Below are 21307 nucleotides of genomic sequence, written 5' to 3'. Positions count from 1 at the left end.
ACACTAAAGTGAAAATCCTGTGTCCTAAGTATGTTTTTTCAGAAAACTTTGCTTATTTTTCATTAGGTACATAAGAAATGAAATGATTTCCGTTTTTAGCAAACCAATCTTTCGCATCAGTCATGCCAAGCTTCTGAATTCTTCCCGCTCTCGGATCCAAATAATCAATATTCTGATTGTCATATCCAAGAAGCATTACGGCATCATCATTATTCAAAAATGCCATTACGGGAAGACCCTTACTTATGTAGTACAAAACTGTATCAAGCGCACATCCGTCAAGCTTAACTATATTTGCATCGGTAAACTGCGACCTCAAAATGTCTTCAACACTGTTTCCGCTTGCAAGCGAAGATTCGACATCCACATTTCTTCCGCCATAGTGATACAAAATAAGATCGATACAAACCGCTGTGGGATTCTTTGTTGTAATACCCTCATAGTTCTCTATCTTCTCTGTAAGCGAACCGATACGGTTATATGAAAGCCTGTCGCCCTTTCTCCAAATATAATTATTGGTATCTCCGACAACCGCTCCGAACTTAAGCTCAGCATCCTTAACAGCCTTCGCAGAATCGGTGTAAACTTTTGCCTTTCCTTTCATATCATATACATAATAAAAAGGATTTTTTCCCGCATCTCGTTTAAGTTCCACCTCAACGTTTCTGCTCTCTTCAAACAAAATCTGATTAGGTGTAAGAACTCTTATCTGCTTAGACTTTATTTCATTTTTGGTGCTGATCTGAACAATCTTCTCATACTCATCAACCGCAACCTGAGTTACTTTGTTTCTGACCTCTTTGTCCTCCTGAGTATACTTGAAGACATAATCATTCTCCATTCCAAGTTCATCAGTACTCTCATATTCGCCGTTTTCATTCTTTTTCACGGAATAGAAATTAATCTGCTTACCGATTTTCTTAATACCCGTTACATAACCGTATTCACTCGGCACCTCCCTGTCATCCAAAGGCTTGCTGCCTTCCTGCAGTGCCGCCATATTATGAACCTGTATTCTATACATCAGATATAAAGGATTGCCCAGCTGATCCTTAGCTACATCTCCGGCCCTTACGAATCCATAGACAAAATCTTCACCCCTAAATCCCATAAGGATTACCTTTTCGCCATTTTCAGCTGTTATCTCTTCTTTTACTTTCGTATCAAGATTCATTACATCAAATTTGGTCAGATCATCTCCCTGCCATGCAATTGTTCCCTCTGATTCCGAAATCTTATACGATCCTGCACCTATATCTTCAACGGCAAGATTATAAGTTCTGTCTGTGAGATTAACCTCATAGATATTCTGATCGAGCATTATATAAAGTATGTTACTGTCATTTACATAAGCAAGTGTATCCACGCAATCTTCAAGGATTTCCGCAGCCTGTCCGCATTCAATAAATACCTGCTCTTCAACAGCATTTAATGAAGCACTGTAGTTATACACCGCTATACCGACTCTTCCTTCATGTATACCTCTGTTCATGTATCCGGCAACAACAAAACGCACATCGCCGTCTTCATCCACATTAAGAATCTTTACCTTGTTGTTATCCCAGTTCGCTCTTATGTCGTCATTCTCTTTGTCATAGAATCCAAAAATATATGCAAGACGACCATCTACATTGTTATAGGAAAAAAGCCTGTTCTCACTTACAAATGCAAATACACTTCCACCTTCGCTTACTCCGCCGCTTTCCTTAAATTCAAAATCCGGTTCACAGATTCCCAGCGTAATTGAATTCTTACCGACAGAATAAGAAGACGTATCAAAAATACAGTTCATTTTTCTTTCGAAATTCAAAATGAACGGCCTCTTCTTTGTCCACTTTACCCTATAAACTTCCGTGACATTATATAATCTGTTGTCATTACCTTCCTGAGTGGTCACTCTGTACTGAAGCTTATAAGTTCCGACATCACTCTGGATATCATTTACATATATCTGAGGTTTGGTATGATCGGTTATCCTGACATCAACCGTTTCCTCTTCTTTATCCTTATCTTTTCCCAGACCGTTATTATTCTTGCTCTTGGTATCCACAGTACTCTTATCAAGAAGAGTTCCCCACGTCACTTGATCGAAGCTGCTGTGCAGATTAACTCTGGAAAAAGTATCATTCTTCTCTTTATCTTTATCTGTCTCAAGGTACTTCGCATATTCAGCTTTTGCTTTTTCCCTGTCGAACGTAGCTTCAGAAAAGCCTGTTATAAAGTCTATCTCGTTGTCGATGTTGTATCTCGTCTCATCTTCTTCCGTCCAGACAATCCTCGTATAGTACTTTGCCACAGAATTATTGACCTCAACCTTTATAACAAGCATATACTCTCTTCCGGCCAAAATAAGGTCCGCAACAGGCGCAAGCTGAATCTTACAATCAATGGTATTATCATGCTCTTTGAATTCAGTCTGATCCTCATCGGCAATAAGTCTATTGTCTTTACCGATATTTCTAAGCTCAAATCCCACATTCGATATCTTCTGACCGAAAGTATTGATTTTAAAAGACATGGTACGGTCCGCATTTATCGGCCAAACCGTTCCCCTTACATAGTTGGCGTTAACCTCCGACAGATACCCGTGAAGAGGATTAACCTCTTTATCGCCGCTCCGCATGGTTATGACAGGAAGCGATGCCGGAGACATCTTAGCGGTCATATCAGCCTTATCGATGTTAGACAACTTGCTGATCACAAATATTGAAATGATCAGAATGCCGAAAAAATATGCAATTTTAATAGTTGTTTTTTTGATAGTATTATCACGCATAATTGACTTTCAAATTTAATAATAGTAATATTTTCATAATATAATCATCAATATGGAAAGGAAAAATATGAATTATCCTGTTCTATATCGAAAACGTTTCATACCGGATGAATGCGTTGAACTTAAGGATGACGAGATTCTTAAGCTTGACGACTCTGTCATGATCACCAAATGGAAAGCTCTCAAAAAAAGATCTGATATATGCAACGGCTATTCCTGCTACTACTTCAAAGAGGGCTACAAGATCAGCAAATTTCTCAAAGCCGACAACACTCTTTCGCGCTGGTACTTTGACATCATAACCTATGACCGCGATACAAAGTCCAATACACTTACCGTGATCGATCTTCTTGCCGATGTCATAATCTTTCCCGACGGCAAGATGAAGATTGACGATCTTGATGAATTATCCGAAGCTTTTGAAAAAAAACTAATCAACGAGTCTTTGCTCAAAAAAAGCCTGCTCTCTCTGAACAGACTCCTTAACGAAATCTACGAAAATGGCATATCTTCACTGACAGCGCCCATAGAAGAAATCATATCCGGGCAAGATCAGTAAAATACATGTCCTCCGATATTACGTCCCGAAAGACCGGGAATAGGAGTTCTGAAATATACGCAGTTTTCGACATTCGAATAGCCTTTCATGGCCTCATCCGCTGCCTGAAAACATGATGCGGTAGCACGCCCTTCAGCAAGTGCAAGAGCAAGTCTTCCGCTCGCAACAGGCGAAAACTGCCTATTCTGGTAAATCACACCAACAACTGTATCCGGATAAACAGAACTAAGCACCCTGTTTATCACGACCGCACCTACTGCGACCTTTCCCTCATAAGGCTCTGCTCCTGCTTCACAATATATGAGGTTTGCAAGCAGATACCTGTCCCCTTCGGCAAACGTTACTTCCGAAATATCTCTCCATGTAGATGCCGCTGCCAATTTGGAAAGTCGCATCTCTTCCGCAAGTTTTGCTTCGAGCTGCTTTATATCTTCTTCCTGCGCTTTTATCTGTGCTTCAATCTCCTCAGCCTTTGCTTCCGCGTCAGATATATCATTTGCATACTGCTGAATTGTTCCCGAAGTCTGGCTCACGAGTCCCGCAACTCTGCTTTGTTCAGCCTGTTGTTTGGCATGATACATATCAAGCTGCTCTTTCTCGCTCTCAAGAGTTTCCTCTTTTTCCTCGATCAGCTCTTTTATCTGAATATATTCCGTAAGCTTCCTTCTGTCATAAGAAGTAAGCTGCTCAATATACTGATTCTGATTGAGAAAATCCGAAAAATTACTGAAGCCGAAAACCATCTCCATTACCATGAAGTTCTGCTTCTCATAGATAAACTGAATACGCTTTTTCATGGAAACATACTGGTTCTCCTGATCCTGCTTTGCAGCGTCAAGTTCTGCCAGTGTATTCTCAATCTCATTTTCTTTGCTTCCTATCTGTTCCTCAATCTGTTCAAGATTGTTACTTACTTCGCTAAGCTGTGTATTGAGCGTATTAAGCTGACCTTGCAAAGATGACTTTTCCTCGTTCATCTCTTCAATATCTTTTTTCTTGGTATCTAATTCATTTTCTGATTGGGCTTTTCTGTCTTTTGCATCCTGAAGCTGTTTCTTGGTAGATTCCGTGGCATACGAAATAGGAGACATCGACAGGCCCAGCAAGATAGCTGTCATTATCGATGCCATAAGAGAAAAGAGCATTCCGAACTTTTTAGTTGATTTACCCCTAACCCCGACTTTTCTCATATACCATTCTTGATCAAATAGTAATTTTTATATCTCTTCCGCTTCGCTCATATTTATAATATCTTACACCCGCTGCATCAAACATTTTCTTTGAAGCACGCGTTGTTGCGGAAGATTCGTATTTGTCGCTGTCATATACAACCGTCTTTATCCCGGCCTGAATGATTGCTTTCGCGCACTCATTACAAGGGAAAAGAGATACATAAATCTTAGCGCCGACAAGGCTTCCGCCTCTGTAGTTCAAAATGGCGTTAAGCTCACTGTGCGTAACGAAAGGATACTTCGTAGAAAGTTCATCTTCTCCGTCACGTTCCCAGGGAAAATCCTCATCCGAACACCCCTTGGGAAATCCGTTGTACCCCATGGAAAGAATGTTGTTATCCTCACTGACTATGCAACTGCCAACCTGCGTATTCGGATCTTTTGACCTCATAGCCGCAAGCTTGGCAACTCCCATGAAATACTCATCCCATGATATATAGTCTTCTCTCTTCATGTCTGCTCCTTATTTGGTTCCGAAAATTCTGTCACCGGCATCTCCGAGTCCGGGAACTATATAGCCGTGTTCATTTAACTTTTCATCCAAAGAGCCTACATATATGTCTACATCGGGATGTGCTTCCTGCATCGCTTTAAGTCCCTCGGGAGCTGCGATTATACACATGAAATGAATGTGTTTACATCCCTTTTCTTTAAGCATATTTATAGCTGCAACAGAAGATCCGCCTGTCGCAAGCATAGGGTCTACCACAAATATTTCTCTCTCTGAAACATCTGCAGGCATCTTGCAATAATACTCTACAGGCTTAAGTGTCTCGGGATCTCTGTAAAGTCCGATATGTCCAACCTTAGCTGCAGGAATAAGTGCAAGCATTCCGTCCACCATTCCAAGACCTGCACGCAAAATAGGAACTACGCAGAGTTTCCTGCCCTTTAGTTCCTTAACGGTTGTCTTGCATATAGGTGTTTCAATCTCAACATCGTGTAACTGAAGTTCTCTTGTTGCTTCATAACAGATAAGCATTGCAATCTCGCTTATTGTCTGTCTGAAGTCTTTTGTTCCCGTATCAATTCTTCTGATATAACCTATTTTATGCTGAATCAAAGGATGATCCATGATTACTACTTTTCCCATGCTGTCCTCCTAGCTTAAAGAGTCCCCCATAAGTTATTCCTCAATTTTGGAAATTCTGCGACTGTGTTTCTCCATATTAGAAAATTCCGTATCAAGGAATGTATCAACTATCTCAAGAGCAAGCAGATCTCCTACAAGTCCACCTCCCATTGCAAGCATATTAGCATCATTGTGTTCTCTTGTAAGTCTGGCTGATGTTGTCTCTGAGCAAAGTGCACATCTTACGCCTTTGACTTTATTTGCCACAATCGAAATTCCAATTCCGGTAGTGCAGATTACAATGCCTTTTTCGCACTCTCCGCTCGCTACAGCCTCTGCTGCCGCTCTTCCAAATTCGGGATAATCGCAGGATTCTTTGTTATAAGTACCAAAATCCTTTACCTCGAATCCTCTTTTCTGCAAATGCTCTTTTACAACCTCTTTAAGGTCAAATCCGCCGTGATCACTTCCAAGTGCTATCATGCCTGTTTCCTCTTTTCGTAATAATATGAGAACTGCCCGATCATAGGCTGTTCCCGTGGCTCTATATCATATTATAATACAAATCCTTTATAAGGATACCACATTATGTCCTGCGGCTTTTAAGAGCCTGTTCATAATTGCCTGCCCTATTCCGCTGTCATCAAATGATTCAGAAAACATAACATCTACGCCTTCATCGTCAAATTCTCTGAGTGCCTTGAAAAGTTCATGCGCTATTGTATTTTCATCTTCTCTTTTTCCAAGGCTCTTTACTGCATCAGCGTTGTATAAAGAAGTCGTTGAATCGGTTCCTATTACTCCGGTCCTCTTGCCTTCTTTCTTTGCCTTATCAGTCTCGCCGTTTATATATTCGACAACCTTGTCCTGAGGTCCGCTTACTATAGTAAGAGTTCCCTTTGGTGCGTAGTGTTTGTACTTCATTCCCGGCGCCTTGGGCTTAAGTGTCGAAGAACTGTCTATGATAGTCTTATCTATGCTGACCTTGCCAAGTACCTTCTCTATCATATCCGCAGTTATATATCCCGGTCTTAAGATCATTGGAACATCAGATGTAAGGTCGACAATCGTAGACTCAAGTCCTATTCCTACTTGTCCGCCGTCGATTATCATATCTATCTTGCCATCAAGGTCTTCTACACAGTATCTTGCAACCGTAGGACTTGGGCGTCCCGACGTATTTGCGCTCGGTGCCGCAATATATCCGCCTGAAGCCTTAATAAGCTCAAGCGCGATCTTGTTGTTCGGCATTCTGATAGCCACCGTACCAAGACCACCTGTTGTTTCAAGCGGTACCTTGTCGCTTTTATTCATTATCATGGTAAGAGGGCCCGGCCAATACGCGTCAGCAAGCTTTCTTGCCGCTTCCGAGACTCCCTCTGTTATAAGTTCAAGATCTTTTATATCTGCAACATGGACTATAAGCGGATTGTCAGACGGTCTTCCCTTAGCCGCATATATCTTTTTTGAAGATTCGGGATTAAGGGCATCTCCGCCCAGACCATATACTGTCTCAGTCGGAAATGCCACAAGTCCGCCGCGTTTAATGATCTCTCCGGCGTGCCTTATCGCATTCTCAGCCTCGGCATTGATATTATTCTCATCTATTACTACCAGCTCAGTTTCCAACTTACTGTCCCTCTGTATAACTTGCGATTACATCCCAGGCATCACTTGTTTCAAATCCGATTGCCCACTCTGCGACTCCTGCAAGATTTCTTGCTTTCATTGCTTCCAGCTTCTTTGCCAGAGACTGGGTATCTTCCACCCAGATTTTATAATTAGTGCCGTCTTTTGAAGTTCCTTCGCCGTAATTCTGGCCTGTTTCTTCATCCCATGAAACAGATATTCCGTTTGTCGAAAGGAAATCCTGCACATTATTCATATGCTGAACAACACTGTTATATTTTCCGTCTCCTTCCTTCCAAGCACGGCAATAGAAAGGTACTGCATTAATTACCTTCGAAGGATCCACATCCTGAAGTACCAGGTCAATACCCTGCTCAACAAAGCCAATGGACGCAACAGGTCCCGGCTCAGCACTTCCGTCCGTATGCTCATCATATCCCATCAATACGATATAATCGGCAACTATTCCCTGTTCTTTTATGTTCATAAACTTATTGTAGATAGGATAATAGTTATCTATAGAAAAAAACTATTCCCTGTGATCTACACGCGATTGACATTTCTCTTACAAACTCGATAAACGGCTGAGATTTCTCTTCTTGCAAAATACTCTCAAAGTCAAGGTTTAAGCCATCCGCTCCCAAAAGAGTAACCTGAGCCAAAGCTTCCTTTATAATCTTAGCTCTCTTCTCTGCATAAGGAAGAAGGTCCATAAGCTTAAAGTTTTCCTTATTTCTCATGTCATCAAAGACTACCCATACATCCATTCCGGCTTCATGAGCTTGCTTGACATAATCAGCAGAACCGATACTTCCTACGGTACCATCGGCCTCTGCAATATAGAGCCACTGTGGTGCAATTACGTTAAGTCCCTTTGTATTGGCAAGACAATCCGTAAGTGTCGCATTTCCGGCTTCAGATCCGATACAATGGAATCCGAGATTTATCAACTGATCCTTTTTAATTCTTGTATATTCAGGCTCCTGATAGTCTGTAACCGGATCAGGAGTAACCTTTCTGGGATCCTTAAGTTTCTTTTTTTCAATATAACCGATAAATGAATCGGCACTCTTTACCTTGACCCAATTTTCAAACTCTTCAAGAAGTACTACATCCTCGCCTTTATTCAGTTTTCTGATGACATCACTCTTAGGACCGCCCTTTATTCTAAGGTCAGTCTTTCTTGCAATAGTAGCAACAGCCTGTTCATCCCATTTCGCAGTCAGTTGAATGTGATTGGGCTCAGTAAACGCTTCATATGCGAAATTACTGTATTGTTTTACATAATCAAGCGCAACATAGAGGGTATCATCTCCCTCTTTGGAAATAACAAACTTCTCTTCACCCGAACCGCCTTTTGAATCGGTCCAGGTATTCTCACCTATATTCGATGTAATGATGGTATCCGGAGTTGTATACTTCAGCGTACCGTCTTCTTTACTGTAGTAGAATTTAGGATTAATGTTGTTTCGAATAACTTCAAGGTCTACGTAATACTCGCCGTCCCAGAGCTTTGCTCTTTTCTCTATGTACTCATCACCAAGTACGATCGCTACATCATCTTTACCCTTTATGTCAAAATAGGCTTTGAGATCTGCTTTTTTATTACTATATGAAAACATATGAGCAAGTGACTCTAAATCTTCGCCACTTTGAACTACGAAAACTGCTCCTAAAATAAAAATAAGGGCGATTATAAAAACCGCCGGATTGAATCTCCTTCTTGGTCTTCTGCGAGATCCTCTTCTGGATCTTGATCCGGACCCGGATCTCCTTCTGGAATTGGGGCTTGGTCTTCGTCTTGTATTTCTTCTTGTCATTATCTAGCTCCTTTACAATCGCCCTCTATTATAACAGACTATTAACTATACGTCATTATGAATGTCCCCTAAAGCAATATATTTAACTATTTATTGTATATGTTATGGCGGGGTGCCTCTTTATAAAAATTTCATTTGATGTTTTTATTGCTGTTTTGGGGACATTCTATCCGAAACGAGAGCCAAAAGGTCTTTACTTTGTGACAATTCCCTGCTAAACCATTTTTTCGTTCCAAATATGATTTGACGTATATTAATATGTATGAGATACCACTTCGCAAACCCTTGTCTCTACGCTCAAATACAGCGCAAATATATGGTATAATGATATTGTAAACAATATCTTTTGTTTATGCTCAATCTGTTGTGATTGTTGTGATGTAAAAATTGTTTGGGATTAATTTTTGAAACTATCTGTAAGACATTCTGCGAAGATTCGCAGAACCATAGACTAGTAGATAAATTATTCCTCAATCGCCTCCTTCCCGGATTTATATCCTCGAAAGGCATCTCACAAAATCCATCATAACAGATAAATCTTAAGATTTACCGTCGAAATTTCTTAAGATTTTATGTAGATGCGAATTTATTTTTAAAATATGTCGATACATCTATTGACATAGAAAACTCAATAAATTAGTATCTATGTATTCCAAAGTCAGGAGGTAACGCATCATGAAGATAGAAAAAGTCAACGATCACCAGATTAGATGCACGCTTACCAGAGATGACCTTGCGAAACGCGACCTTAAGATAACAGAACTTGCGTATGGTACCGACAAAGCAAAAGAACTTTTCCAAGATATGATGCAGCAAGCAAATATTGCATTTGGTTTTGATGCAGAAGATACCCCGCTTATGATAGAGGCTATTCCGATCAATTCCGAATGCATCGTTCTTGTAATCACTAAAGTAGATGATCCTGAGGAATTGGATACAAGATTTTCCAATTTTGCCCCCTCTATTCACGAAGAAGACGTAGATGATGAGGAATATGAGGATTACGGCGAAGCAGATTACGACGAAAATGAGGAAGCAGACGTTTCGTCCCTCTTTAAAAGACTGCAGCACAGCAACTTGAATGAGTATCAGGACTATAATGCAGGAAGCACTTCATCAGATGTAAAAAAACTTAAGGAAAAGACTTCAAGCGTCAGAAAAAAAGGCCAACCGACCAGAAGAGGCATACAGATTTTTTCCTTTGATTCTTTGCATGAAGCAAGCAAATTCGCGGTTATTGTAAGCAAAAAATTTAATGGTGAAAACACATTATATAAAGATGAAACAAAGGGTAAGTTTTACCTGATCCTTCATCAGGGTGATCTTGAAGATAATCTCTTCAAAAATATCTGTTCCTTATTAACAGAATACGGAACAGCCGAAATCGGAAGCAGTGCCGAGGAACAATATTTATCGGAGCACTTCTCAATTGTCTTAAAGGGTAACGCAGTACAGACTCTTTCAAGAATTTGACAGACTTTTTTTTACTAAATAAAATTGCCGGAGAAAATGATCTCTCATTTTCTCCGGCTTTCTTATTATCTTATGAATTACTCATCTCCGTACAGAGAAACAAGTTTTTCAAGATATGCTCTGTGCTCCTTAGCATGCTCAGCTGCTTTTGCATTGAGCTCTGCTGCTCTCTCAGGATTCTTGAGCTTGAGTGAAAGGTATCTAACCTCTCCGTCAAGGAAGCTCTGGAAGTCTTCTGTAGCAGGCTTGCTATCAAGAGTGAACTTCTTGTCCGCCTGAGGATTGAATCTGAACATATCCCAATATCCTGTAGCAACAGCCTTCTTCTCTTCATCCATAACCTTGTTCATGCCGGCCTTAAGACCCTGGTTGATACAAGGAGCATATGCGATGATAAGTGAAGGTCCGGGATAAGCTTCAGCTTCTGAGATTGCTTTGATAGTCTGGTTCATATCAGCACCCATAGCAATCTGTGCAACGTATACGTAACCGTAACTCATTGCGATAGAAGCAAGATCCTTCTGCTTAATCTCTTTACCACCTGCAGCGAACTGCGCAACAGCACCTGTAGGAGTAGCTTTAGATGACTGTCCGCCTGTATTTGAGTAAACCTCAGTGTTAACAACGAGAACGTTTACATCCTTACCGGAAGCAAGTACGTGGTCGAGACCACCAAATCCGATATCGAATGCCCATCCGTCACCACCGAAGATCCACTGTGACTTCTTAGCTGCGAAGTCTTTATTCTTCTTGATGTATTTAGCTGCATCTGAATTGTCGCCTTCAAGAGCTGCGATAAGTTCATTTGTAGCTGCTGTATTCTCAGCACCGTTACTGAATGTATCAAGCCACTTCTGAGCTACATCCTTAGCTTTTCCGCCATCGGCTACTACAGTCTCAACCTGCTCTTTGATTGCATCACGAAGTGCGTTCTGAGCAAGTACCATACCCATACCAAACTCTGCGTTATCCTCGAACAATGAGTTATCCCATGCAGGTCCATGACCTTCCGCATTTACGGTATAAGGTGTTGAAGGTGAAGAGTTACCCCAGATTGATGTACATCCTGTAGCATTTGCAACGTACATTCTGTCACCAAAGAGCTGAGTAACAAGTTTAACATAAGGTGTCTCACCACAACCTGCGCATGCTCCCGAGAACTCAAGGAGAGGCTGCTTGAACTGAGATCCTCTGATTGTTGTAGCTTTGAGCTTCTCAACTACATCTTTCTTCTCAGGAAGAGTTACAGCGTAGTCGAAGTACTTCTGCTCATCCTTATTCTCTGCGATAGCACCCATCTTAAGTGTCTCGCCTGCCTTATTTCCAAGACATACATTTGCGCAAGATCCGCATCCTGTGCAGTCAAGAGCCGAAATAACGATTGAGAACTTGTATCCGGGTACACCATTAACATCCTTAGTCTGAAGTCCTTCAGGTGCCTTAGCAACTTCGTCGTCTGTAAGAGCAACTGTACGGATTGCTGCGTGAGGACATACAAGTGAACAGAAGCCACACTCTACGCACTTTGTAGCATCCCACTTAGGAACATTAACTGCGATGCCTCTCTTCTCGTATGCAGCCGATCCTGAAGGTGTAGCACCGTCAACATAAGGAAGACAATCTGAAACTTTGAGGTTGTTACCTTCCTGAGCATTGACCTTAGTCTGGATATTATTAACGAAGTCGATAACATCCTTTCTGCTTCCCTCAGCCTTCTTGAAGTCAAGGCCTTCATCCTTGGCATCTTTCCAAGACTCAGGAATCTCAACCTTGATAAGGTTCTTCGGATCTGCTCCGGCATCGATAGCTGCCCAGTTCTTCTTAACGACATCTTCACCCTTACGGCCGTATGTCTTCTGTGCTGCATCTTTCATGAACTTAATTGCATCATCTTCAGGAATGATCTTTGTAATGTTGAAGAATGCCGACTGAAGAATTGTGTTAATTCTTGTAGGTCCCATTCCAACTTCAACACCGATCTTAGAACCGTTCATGATATAGAAGTTGATCTTATGATCGTACATGAACTTCTTAACCTGTCCGGGAATCTCAGTCTCGAGCTGTTCTACTGTCCAAGGGCAGTTAAGAAGGAATGATCCTCCGTCCACAATTTCCTGAACCATGTTGAACTTGCGGATATATGAAGGATTGTGGCATGCTACGAAGTCTGCCTTCTTGATAAGGTATGTTGACTTGATAGGAGTCTTACCGAATCTAAGGTGAGACATTGTAACACCACCTGACTTCTTAGAGTCATAATCAAAGTATGCCTGAGCATACATGTCAGTGTTGTCACCGATAATCTTGATAGAGTTCTTGTTTGCACCAACAGTACCGTCAGCACCAAGTCCCCAGAACTTACAGTTTGTTGTTCCCTCGGGAGTTGTAACGAGAGGAGCACCAACCTTGAGTGAAAGGTTTGTCACATCATCTTCGATACCGATCGTGAACTCTTCTTTTTCTGTATTCTCAAATACTGCAACAATCTGTGCAGGTGTTGTATCTTTTGAACCAAGTCCGTAACGTCCGCAGAACACCGGAACGCTTTCGAATTTTGTTCCCTTAAGAGCAGCGATAACATCAAGAGCAAGAGGCTCGCGATATGATCCGGGCTCTTTAGTTCTGTCGAGAACCTGAATTCTCTTAACAGAATCAGGAATAGCTGCAACAAGAGCTTTTGCTGAGAAAGGTCTGTAAAGTCTGACTTTTACTACGCCGACTTTTTTGCCCTGTTTCTCAAGGTAATCGATTGTCTCTTCGATTGTATCGTTTACAGAACCCATAGCAACGATAACTACTTCTGCATTAGGATCTCCATAGTAGTTAAAGAGCTTATAGTCTGTACCAATCTTGGCATTAACTTTATCCATATACTTCTGAACGATGTCAGGAAGTTCATTATAGCCTGTGTTACAAGCTTCTCTTGTCTGGAAGAAAATGTCAGGATTCTGAGCAGAGCCCATCTGGCAAGGATGATTGGGATTCAAAGCGTTTGCCTTGAATGCATCAATTGCCTCGTGATTTACCATCTCGTCAAGATCCTTGTAATCCCACACTTCGATCTTCTGGATCTCGTGCGATGTACGGAATCCGTCAAAGAAATTAATGAAAGGAATGCGTCCTTCGATAGCTGAACAATAAGCAACAGGTGTTAAGTCCATAACTTCCTGTACACTTGAATCGCAGAGCATTGCGGCACCTGTCTGACGGCAAGCATAAACGTCAGAATGATCACCAAAAATGTTGAGCGCATGTGAAGCAACACATCGTGCTGATACGTTGAATACTCCGGGGAGTCTTTCACCTGCTACCTTATAAATGTCGGGAATCATAAGAAGAAGTCCCTGAGATGCGGTATATGTAGATGTAAGAGCACCTACTACCAGTGATCCGTGCACAGCTCCTGCTGCACCGGCCTCAGACTGCATTTCTGTAATCTGAACCGTACGACCGAAAATATTTTTCTTTCCGGCTGTTGCCCATTCATCTACATGCTCAGGCATAACAGATGAAGGTGTGATAGGGTACATGGCAGCAACTTCTGTAAAAGCATATGAAGCGTATGCAGCTGCCTCGTTGCCATCCATGGTTTTCATGTTTCTAGCCATTTTGTTTCCTCCTACCTTATATTTTGGATTATTTTTGGCACTTTTATTAAATTGTGTTAAAAAAAAAGGAATAGTGCAAAAATTCCGTCAGCAAGCTTTCATCTCCGAAAACAGTGCGACGGACTAATTTTCACTCGTATTCTGCCATTAACAATACTATCATTAAATTACCTTGGATGTCAATGATAGCAAGGGTTTGACGACTTTTTAACAAACTCGTTTTCGGTACATTTCGAACGTTATTATCTGTTAATTGTTAATTATATAACGTTATTGATTGATAAAAGTTTTCGTTTACTGTATTGCTTAAACGCTTTACTTATTATATGATATAGACGTATCAAAGGTTGGTAATGGCAAATACCAATCGTTTTTTGCTACACTACTTTTATTTATGGCATTTAATGATGGAAGGAGATTATTATGGCATACGTTATTAATGATGGCTGCATCAGCTGTGGCTCATGCGCTGCTCAGTGTCCTGTTTCTGCAATTTCACAGGGTGACTCACAGTTCGTTATCGACGCAAATACATGCATCGACTGCGGATCTTGTGCTGCTCAGTGTCCTGTAGGTGCTATCACACAGGGCTAACGCCAAGCAAGTAAATAATAAAGAGCATTTTCCAAGTTACTTGGATAAATGCTCTTTTTTATTTTCGAATGATTGGCTTTAGCCCTATGAGCTTGCCTCACTATCTTTTCTGCCTCAATGCCCCTTCTCCAAGTTCGCAAACTTGGTAAATTCGGGAAGCCAAAGAAGATCAACCGTTCCGATCGGGCCATTTCTCTGCTTTGCAATGATAATGTCCGCAACACCTTTTTTCTCAGTGTCTTTGTTATAGTAATCATCTCTATAAATGAACATTACCATGTCGGCATCCTGCTCGATAGCTCCGGATTCTCGAAGGTCTGAAAGCATGGGCCTGTGATCGGGTCTTTGCTCAACCGCACGGGAAAGCTGCGAAAGCGCAACAACGGGCACGTTAAGCTCTCTGGCAAGGGCCTTAAGTGATCTTGAAATATCCGAAATTTCCTGCTGACGCGATTCGGAGCCTCTTCCGGATCCTCCTGTCATAAGCTGCAAGTAATCGATCATGATTATATTAAGGCCATGATCCATCTTATACTTTCTGCACTTTGAACGAAGTTCCTGAATCGAGATACCGGGAGTATCATCAATAATGAGTTTGGAAGAGCCTACAACATCTGCACTTTCGATGAGATTCTCCCAGTCCATATCAGACATATTACCTGTTCTGATATGCTGTGAATCAACATGAGACTCCATCGCAAGTAGTCTGTTTACAAGCTGTTCCTTTGACATTTCCAGTGAGAATATCGCAACACATTTGTTGTCATGGAAAGCCATATGCTCTGCTATATTAAGTACAAAAGCGGTTTTTCCCATTGAAGGTCTGGCCGCGATAAGTATCAGGTCTGAAGGCTGAAATCCTGCTGTGCTGTAATCAAGATCAAGGAAACCTGTAGAAAGACCTGTAACGTTTCCTTTCATCTTACTTGCCTGCTCGATACGGTTCAGTGCGTTCATTACTACCTGATCGATAGAAACAAACTCACCTGTATTTCTCTTCTGTGTGATCTGGAAGACGCTCTTTTCAACATCATTAAGTATCCCTTCCATATTCTCAGAGTTTGAATAACAGGTATTTATTGTCTCTTCGCTTACACGGATCAATTTTCTGAGAGTGGATTTATCCGCAACAATCTGCGCATAATACTTTACATTCGCAGATGTCGGTACCGCCGAAACAAGTTCTCCGATATATTCGGCACTGCTGACCTGCGGCGGAACATTCTTTTCCCTGAGCCTGTTTTGAAGCGTGACAAAATCGACAGCACTTCCTTCACGGTTGAGCTCTACCATTGTCTCAAAAACCGTCCCGAGCTGTCTGTTATAAAAATCGTCCGGATTGACAATCTCGGACGCAATTTCTATTGCTTCTTTATCCATCAGCATCGCCCCGACAACAGATTGCTCTGCTTCCAGACTGTTGGGCGCGACACGCTTTAATAGAGTTTCCTCTGCCATTTCTTATTGTTCCTTTACACTCACTTTTAACACAGTAGTAACCTGAGGATGGAGTTTGACCGGAATCTCATAAGTTCCAAATGACTTTATAGGTTCCGGCATCTGAAGTTTCTTTTTATCAATATCAAATCCAAACTGAGCTTTTGCAGCTGTTACTATTTCCTTTGTGGAAACGGATCCGAATACTCTTCCGCCCTCTCCTGCTTTCATTGTGAGCTGTACTGTCTCTTTGCTTATCTTTTCGCCATAAGCTTTGGCTTCATCAAGACGCTGCTGCGCCAAAATTGAATCTCTTTTCTGCTGATTCTTAAGTTCGTTAAGATTTTTCTGTGTAGCCTCTACACCGAGTTTTTTGGGAATCACAAAGTTCTTTGCATAGCCATCGCTGACTTTTACGATCTCACCTTTTTTACCCAAACTCTTTACGTCTTCAAGTAATATAACCTGCATTTATGACAATTCTCCTTCTTCAATCATTTTATCAATTACATCCTTAACTACATCAACTGCCTCTTCTATCGGCATTCCTTCTATCTGGCATCCCGCAGAGCTCATATGGCCACCGCCGCCGAGTCTCTCCATAATGACCTGAACATTGACTTCGTCTATGGATCTGGCACTTACATACACTTTGTTCTGATAATCAGTGCATACAAAACTTGCTCTCACACCCTTGATGTTAAGGAGCTCATTTGCTGCCTGTGCGCCTACTATTGTAGGACTCTGTATATCATCGCTCTTCATAACAGAGATAGCATATCTGTCACGATATATCTCTGCCTGACTGACTGCATCAGCCTTAGCCTTGTACTCATTTGCATCTTCACGGAACAGTTTTCTTACTCTTGTAACATCCGCTCCGTTTCTTCTAAGAAAAGCAGCAGCTTCAAATGTTCTGACACCCGTCTTGTTCATAAAGTTATTGGTATCTACCATCATTCCCGAATACAGGCTGTCAGCCTCTTCGTTGTGAATCTTGACGTTCTCTCCGATGTACTGAAGAATCTCGGAAACCATCTCACACGCAGATGATGCATAAGGCTCAACATATGAAAGCGTCGCATTCTCTATAACTTCTGTTCCCGCTCTGTGATGATCGAGAACAACTATAGTCTTACAAAATCTCAAAAGTTCCGGACACTCTGTAATGCTCGGTTTATTAACATCAACAACTACCAAAACGGTATTGTTTCCGGCAATATCAATCGCCTGCTGATTGTTGATTATCATATCGTCTTCATAATCGGGATTACTCTTAAACAAGTCAACAAGTGGCTGCATTGATGCTGTCACGTCGTTCAAAACTATGTGACATTTCTTTTCCAGAGTTCTTGCAATCCTGTAAATACCGACAGATGCGCCAAAGCTGTCCACATCGCCCATTCTGTGTCCCATTACGATAACGGTATCTTTTCCCGAAATAATCTCGCGAAGCGCGTGAGCTTTAACTCTCGCCTTAACTCGAGTACTCTTTTCAATGGTCTGGCTCTTTCCGCCGTAATAAGACGTGCTGTCCGCGCTCTTTACAACAGCCTGATCGCCACCTCGACCAAGAGCAAGGTCTATGGCATTGCGCGCAAACTCGTAGTTCTGCGCATATGAAAGGCCGTCAAGGCCAAGTCCGATACTAAGTGTTACAGCCATCTCATTTCCGATATTTACTGTCTTAACGTCTTCAAGAATATCAAATCGTTGCTTGATAAGAGTCTCGCAGGACTTCTTAGGCATGACAACAAAATATTTGTCTTTTTCTATCTTTTTGGATATTCCATTGCTTGATGCAATGTATTTATTGATCTTTCTGTCTATGAGAGCGGTCAAAAGAGATCTTCTTACCTCTTCTACGCTGTTCAAAGCCTCTTCATAGTTATCTATGTAGATAAGTCCTGCTGCCAGCGACTGATTATCAACTTCCTGAATAGCGAGCCTGAGTGCCGTCTCATCATACAGATAAACGGCTATAAGGCTTCCCTCATAACTCTTGGAATCTATTATGTCACTGTTTACCGCCATCTCATGAAGAGATATTCTCTTAAACTTGATAGTGAAGTTGCTGCTCTCATAGTCTACCTTATAAGATACTTCCTCATTATCAACCGGAAACTTATCCGCCGAAACCCCCGGAAAAATGGAAAAGATAGTTTTCTTATAAAGTCCCTTCTCCATATGAACCGCTTTTTCAAATGCTGTATTTGCCCAAACAACCTTACCCGAATCATCAAGAATGGCATGCGCAAGATCAAGGTCTTTTAATAACCTTTTCTGAATCTGTCCATACTGTGTCGCAAAGCTGATAAGCTCATTCATTATGATGGGTTTGTTGTAGAAATTAAGGTACATGACCGAAACAAAATAAAATCCTGTAAATATCAAAAGAATCAGACCCGCAGAGTCGTCCACAATAAATACCGCAATATTTACAAAAAGCAACAGTACTCCCAAGTATGCCAATACTTTGAGATATGTCACTAATTTTCCTTTTAGTTTAATTCTGTTTTTAGTAGCCATATTATTAGGTCCTCTTCTGCAATTCTTTGGACATTCCAATCTTTATTATAACATAAAAGGCATCTGCGACAATACGTCGCAGACGCCTCCATTATCATTTGAAATACACAGAAGAATGTGATTGATTACTTCACACCTGTCCACTTCCACTCAGCAACTTCAGGCATATCTACGCCGATGTCGTGAATGTATGTCTTATGCTCAACGAGCTTATCTCTCATCTTCTGGATGAGGAATGCGCCCTTGTTGCCGAACTGAGGCATGTTGTTAAGCATAGCGATTACAAGGTCGAAACGGTCAATCTTGTTCTGAACTCTCATGTCGAAAGGAGTTGTGATTGTTCCTTCTTCATGATATCCGTAAACGTGGATGTTTCTGTTTGTTCTTGTATATGTAAGCTCATGGATAAGAGTCGGATATCCATGGAATGCAAATACAATAGGCTTATCCTTTGTAAAGATTGTATCGTACTCTACGTCTGAAAGTCCGTGAGGATGCTTGTTCTTAGGCTCCATCTTCATAAGGTCAACAACGTTTACGAAACGAACCTTAACTTCAGGCATCTCTCTGTGGAGAATATCAACTGCAGCAAGAGCCTCAAGTGTAGGTGTATCACCGCAGCATGCAAGTACGATATCAGGCTCTTCTCCTGTATCTGTTGAAGCCCAATCCCAAATGCCGATACCCTGTGTGCAGTGCTTAACAGCCTGCTCCATTGTAAGCCACTGTGGTCTGGGATGCTTACTTGCTACAATAGCATTTACGTAGTTCTTGCTCTTCAAGCAGTGATCCATTGTTGAGAGCAAGCAGTTAGCATCGGGTGGAAGGTAAAGTCTTACAACGTCTGCCTTCTTATTTGAAATATGGTCAAGGAATCCGGGATCCTGGTGTGTGAATCCGTTGTGATCCTGCTGCCATACGTTTGATGTAAGAAGGAGGTTAAGAGATGCAATAGGCTGTCTCCATGAAAGACCGTTGCAAACCTTAAGCCACTTAGCATGCTGAGCTGCCATTGAATCTATAATACGGATGAATGCTTCGTAACTAGCGAAGAATCCGTGTCTACCTGTAAGAAGATATCCCTCGAGCCATCCTTCACACATATGCTCTGAAAGCATTGAATCCATTACACGTCCGTCTGATGCAAGGAACTGGTCTGTATCGTTGTCGATAGGGTTGTTCCAATCACGGTTAGTAACTTCGAATACCTTGTTAAGACGGTTAGACATTGTCTCGTCAGGTCCAAAGATACGGAAGTTCTTGTGCTCATCGTTAAGCTTGAATACGTCTCTGATATATCCACCAAGCTCAATCATATCCTGCTTCTCAACAGCGCCGGGAGCGGGAACATCGATAGCGTAATCACGGAAATCAGGAAGTCTGAGGTCGTGAAGAAGCTTACCACCGTTAGCATGAGGGTTAGCACCGATACGTCTGTCTCCCTTAGGAGCGAGCTCCTCGAGTTCAGGAATAAGACGTCCATTCTCATCAAAGAGTTCCTCTGCATGGTAGCTCTCGAGCCATTCCTTGAGGATATCAAGGTGCTCAGGCTTATCCATCATTACAGGTACCTGGTGTGCCTGGAAAGATCCCTCGATCTTGTTTCCGTCTACGAACTTAGGTCCTGTCCATCCCTTAGGAGTACGAAGAACGATCATAGGCCATACAGGTCTTGTTGTATCACCTGTTGTTCTTGCATTCTTCTGAATAGCCTTGATCTCATCCATAACAACATCAAGAGTCTCAGCCATCTTACGATGCATTTCCTTAGGATCTGTTCCTTCAACGAAGTAAGGCTTCCAGCCGTTACCCTTGAAGAATGCCTCAAGTTCCTCGTGTGAAAGGCGAGAAAGAATTGTAGGATTAGAAATCTTAAATCCGTTAAGATGAAGGATAGGAAGAACTGCTCCATCAGAAACGGGGTTAAGGAATTTGTTTGACTGCCATGATGTAGCAAGAGGTCCTGTCTCTGCTTCACCGTCACCAACTACACATGCAGCGATAAGATCAGGGTTATCAAATACTGCACCAAAAGCGTGTGCGATAGAATAACCAAGCTCACCACCCTCATGGATAGAACCGGGAGTCTCAGGAGCAACGTGGCTTGAGATACCGCCGGGGAATGAGAACTGCTTGCAAAGTTTCTGTAAGCCATCCATATCACGGCTTACGTTAGGATATACTTCACTGTATGATCCCTCAAGGTATGTATTGGCTACGAAGAAGTTTCCGCCGTGACCGGGACCTGAGATAAGGATCATATCCTGATCATATTTGTTGATTACTCTGTTAAGGTGAACATAGATAAAGTTCTGTCCGGGTACTGTTCCCCAGTGACCTACGATTTTCTTTTTGATATGCTCCTTCTTAAGTGGTTCACGAAGAAGCGGGTTCTCAAGAAGATACAACTGTGCTGCTGCGAGATAATTAGTTGCACGCCAGTAGGCGTCCATTTTTCCTAAATACTCATCAGTAATTTCCATGTGATTCATATTATTCCTCTCCCTTTATTATTAATTACATACCGACATGATATATTGCCGATACAAAGTGCCATACCCAACCTTCTGTATATCTT

Annotated in this window: 16 protein-coding genes; 3 read left to right on the top strand and 13 right to left on the bottom strand. The window is 41.7% G+C overall.

Going from position 1 to position 21307, the window contains the following annotated elements; genetic code table 11:
- Positions 1-52 precede the first annotated feature (52 nt).
- Positions 53-2776, bottom strand: a complete 2724-nt coding sequence (locus CD00_RS0114050) for a hypothetical protein (protein WP_026656535.1) — start codon at positions 2774-2776, stop codon at positions 53-55.
- A 52-nt stretch (positions 2777-2828) separates the two neighbouring features.
- Between CD00_RS0114050 and CD00_RS0114045 the strand changes: the two genes are divergently transcribed.
- The gene (locus CD00_RS0114045; protein ID WP_242827224.1) at positions 2829-3335 is read left to right on the top strand and encodes a DUF402 domain-containing protein; all 507 of its coding nucleotides are present in this window, start codon (positions 2829-2831) and stop codon (positions 3333-3335) included.
- Here CD00_RS0114045 and CD00_RS0114040 read toward each other — a convergent pair.
- From CD00_RS0114040 to CD00_RS18510, 7 genes are all read right to left on the bottom strand, one after another.
- The gene (locus CD00_RS0114040) at positions 3329-4525 is read right to left on the bottom strand and encodes a cell wall hydrolase (protein ID WP_242838977.1); all 1197 of its coding nucleotides are present in this window, start codon (positions 4523-4525) and stop codon (positions 3329-3331) included. The two genes, CD00_RS0114045 and CD00_RS0114040, sit on opposite strands and share 7 nt — an antisense overlap.
- Positions 4526-4538: 13 nt before the next feature.
- Positions 4539-5021, bottom strand: coding sequence for a deoxycytidylate deaminase (locus tag CD00_RS0114035; RefSeq protein ID WP_026656532.1), 483 nt, complete (start codon positions 5019-5021; stop codon positions 4539-4541).
- Positions 5022-5030: 9 nt separating this feature from the next.
- Positions 5031-5660 (bottom strand): uracil phosphoribosyltransferase, encoded by a 630-nt coding sequence (upp, locus tag CD00_RS0114030; protein ID WP_026656531.1) that lies wholly within the window; start codon positions 5658-5660, stop codon positions 5031-5033.
- Between the two features lie 33 nt (positions 5661-5693).
- On the bottom strand, positions 5694-6122 hold the full coding sequence (gene rpiB, locus CD00_RS0114025; RefSeq protein ID WP_026656529.1) for a ribose 5-phosphate isomerase B: 429 nt from the start codon (positions 6120-6122) through the stop codon (positions 5694-5696).
- An 87-nt stretch (positions 6123-6209) separates the two neighbouring features.
- Positions 6210-7268 (bottom strand): L-threonylcarbamoyladenylate synthase, encoded by a 1059-nt coding sequence (locus tag CD00_RS0114020; RefSeq protein WP_026656528.1) that lies wholly within the window; start codon positions 7266-7268, stop codon positions 6210-6212.
- Position 7269: 1 nt separating this feature from the next.
- A complete protein-coding gene (locus CD00_RS19510; RefSeq protein WP_051594221.1) occupies positions 7270-7755 on the bottom strand; it encodes a glycosyl hydrolase family 18 protein in 486 nt (161 codons plus the stop codon).
- A 25-nt stretch (positions 7756-7780) separates the two neighbouring features.
- On the bottom strand, positions 7781-9088 hold the full coding sequence (locus CD00_RS18510; protein WP_051594220.1) for an SH3 domain-containing protein: 1308 nt from the start codon (positions 9086-9088) through the stop codon (positions 7781-7783).
- 675 nt (positions 9089-9763) lie between these two features.
- Here CD00_RS18510 and CD00_RS0114010 point away from each other — a divergent pair.
- Complete coding sequence (locus tag CD00_RS0114010; RefSeq protein ID WP_026656527.1) at positions 9764-10561, top strand: adaptor protein MecA; 798 nt, start codon at positions 9764-9766, stop codon at positions 10559-10561.
- A 77-nt stretch (positions 10562-10638) separates the two neighbouring features.
- Here CD00_RS0114010 and nifJ read toward each other — a convergent pair whose 3' ends face one another.
- On the bottom strand, positions 10639-14169 hold the full coding sequence (gene nifJ, locus CD00_RS0114005; RefSeq protein WP_026656526.1) for a pyruvate:ferredoxin (flavodoxin) oxidoreductase: 3531 nt from the start codon (positions 14167-14169) through the stop codon (positions 10639-10641).
- A 423-nt stretch (positions 14170-14592) separates the two neighbouring features.
- On the opposite strand from nifJ, the gene CD00_RS0114000 reads away from it, so the two are divergent.
- Positions 14593-14763, top strand: a complete 171-nt coding sequence (locus CD00_RS0114000) for a DUF362 domain-containing protein (RefSeq protein WP_026656525.1) — start codon at positions 14593-14595, stop codon at positions 14761-14763.
- A gap of 114 nt (positions 14764-14877) precedes the next feature.
- Here the strand turns inward: CD00_RS0114000 and dnaB are convergent, their stop codons facing one another.
- From dnaB to CD00_RS0113980, 4 genes are all read right to left on the bottom strand, one after another.
- Positions 14878-16221 carry a replicative DNA helicase gene (dnaB, locus tag CD00_RS0113995; protein ID WP_026656524.1) on the bottom strand — a complete coding sequence of 448 codons (1344 nt, stop codon included), beginning with the start codon at positions 16219-16221 and terminating at the stop codon, positions 14878-14880.
- A 3-nt stretch (positions 16222-16224) separates the two neighbouring features.
- Positions 16225-16671 (bottom strand): 50S ribosomal protein L9, encoded by a 447-nt coding sequence (gene rplI, locus CD00_RS0113990; RefSeq protein WP_026656522.1) that lies wholly within the window; start codon positions 16669-16671, stop codon positions 16225-16227.
- Positions 16672-18729 (bottom strand): DHH family phosphoesterase, encoded by a 2058-nt coding sequence (locus CD00_RS0113985; RefSeq protein WP_026656521.1) that lies wholly within the window; start codon positions 18727-18729, stop codon positions 16672-16674.
- Between the two features lie 125 nt (positions 18730-18854).
- Positions 18855-21221 (bottom strand): phosphoketolase family protein, encoded by a 2367-nt coding sequence (locus CD00_RS0113980; RefSeq protein ID WP_026656520.1) that lies wholly within the window; start codon positions 21219-21221, stop codon positions 18855-18857.
- Between the last annotated feature and the right edge of the window lie 86 nt (positions 21222-21307).

This window comes from Butyrivibrio sp. AE3003 (assembly GCF_000686065.1).
Classification (GTDB): Bacteria; Bacillota; Clostridia; order Lachnospirales; family Lachnospiraceae; genus Butyrivibrio; species Butyrivibrio hungatei_A.
The sequence above is the reverse complement of the archived record's forward strand: the minus strand, read 5'-3'. Positions and strand labels throughout refer to the sequence as shown.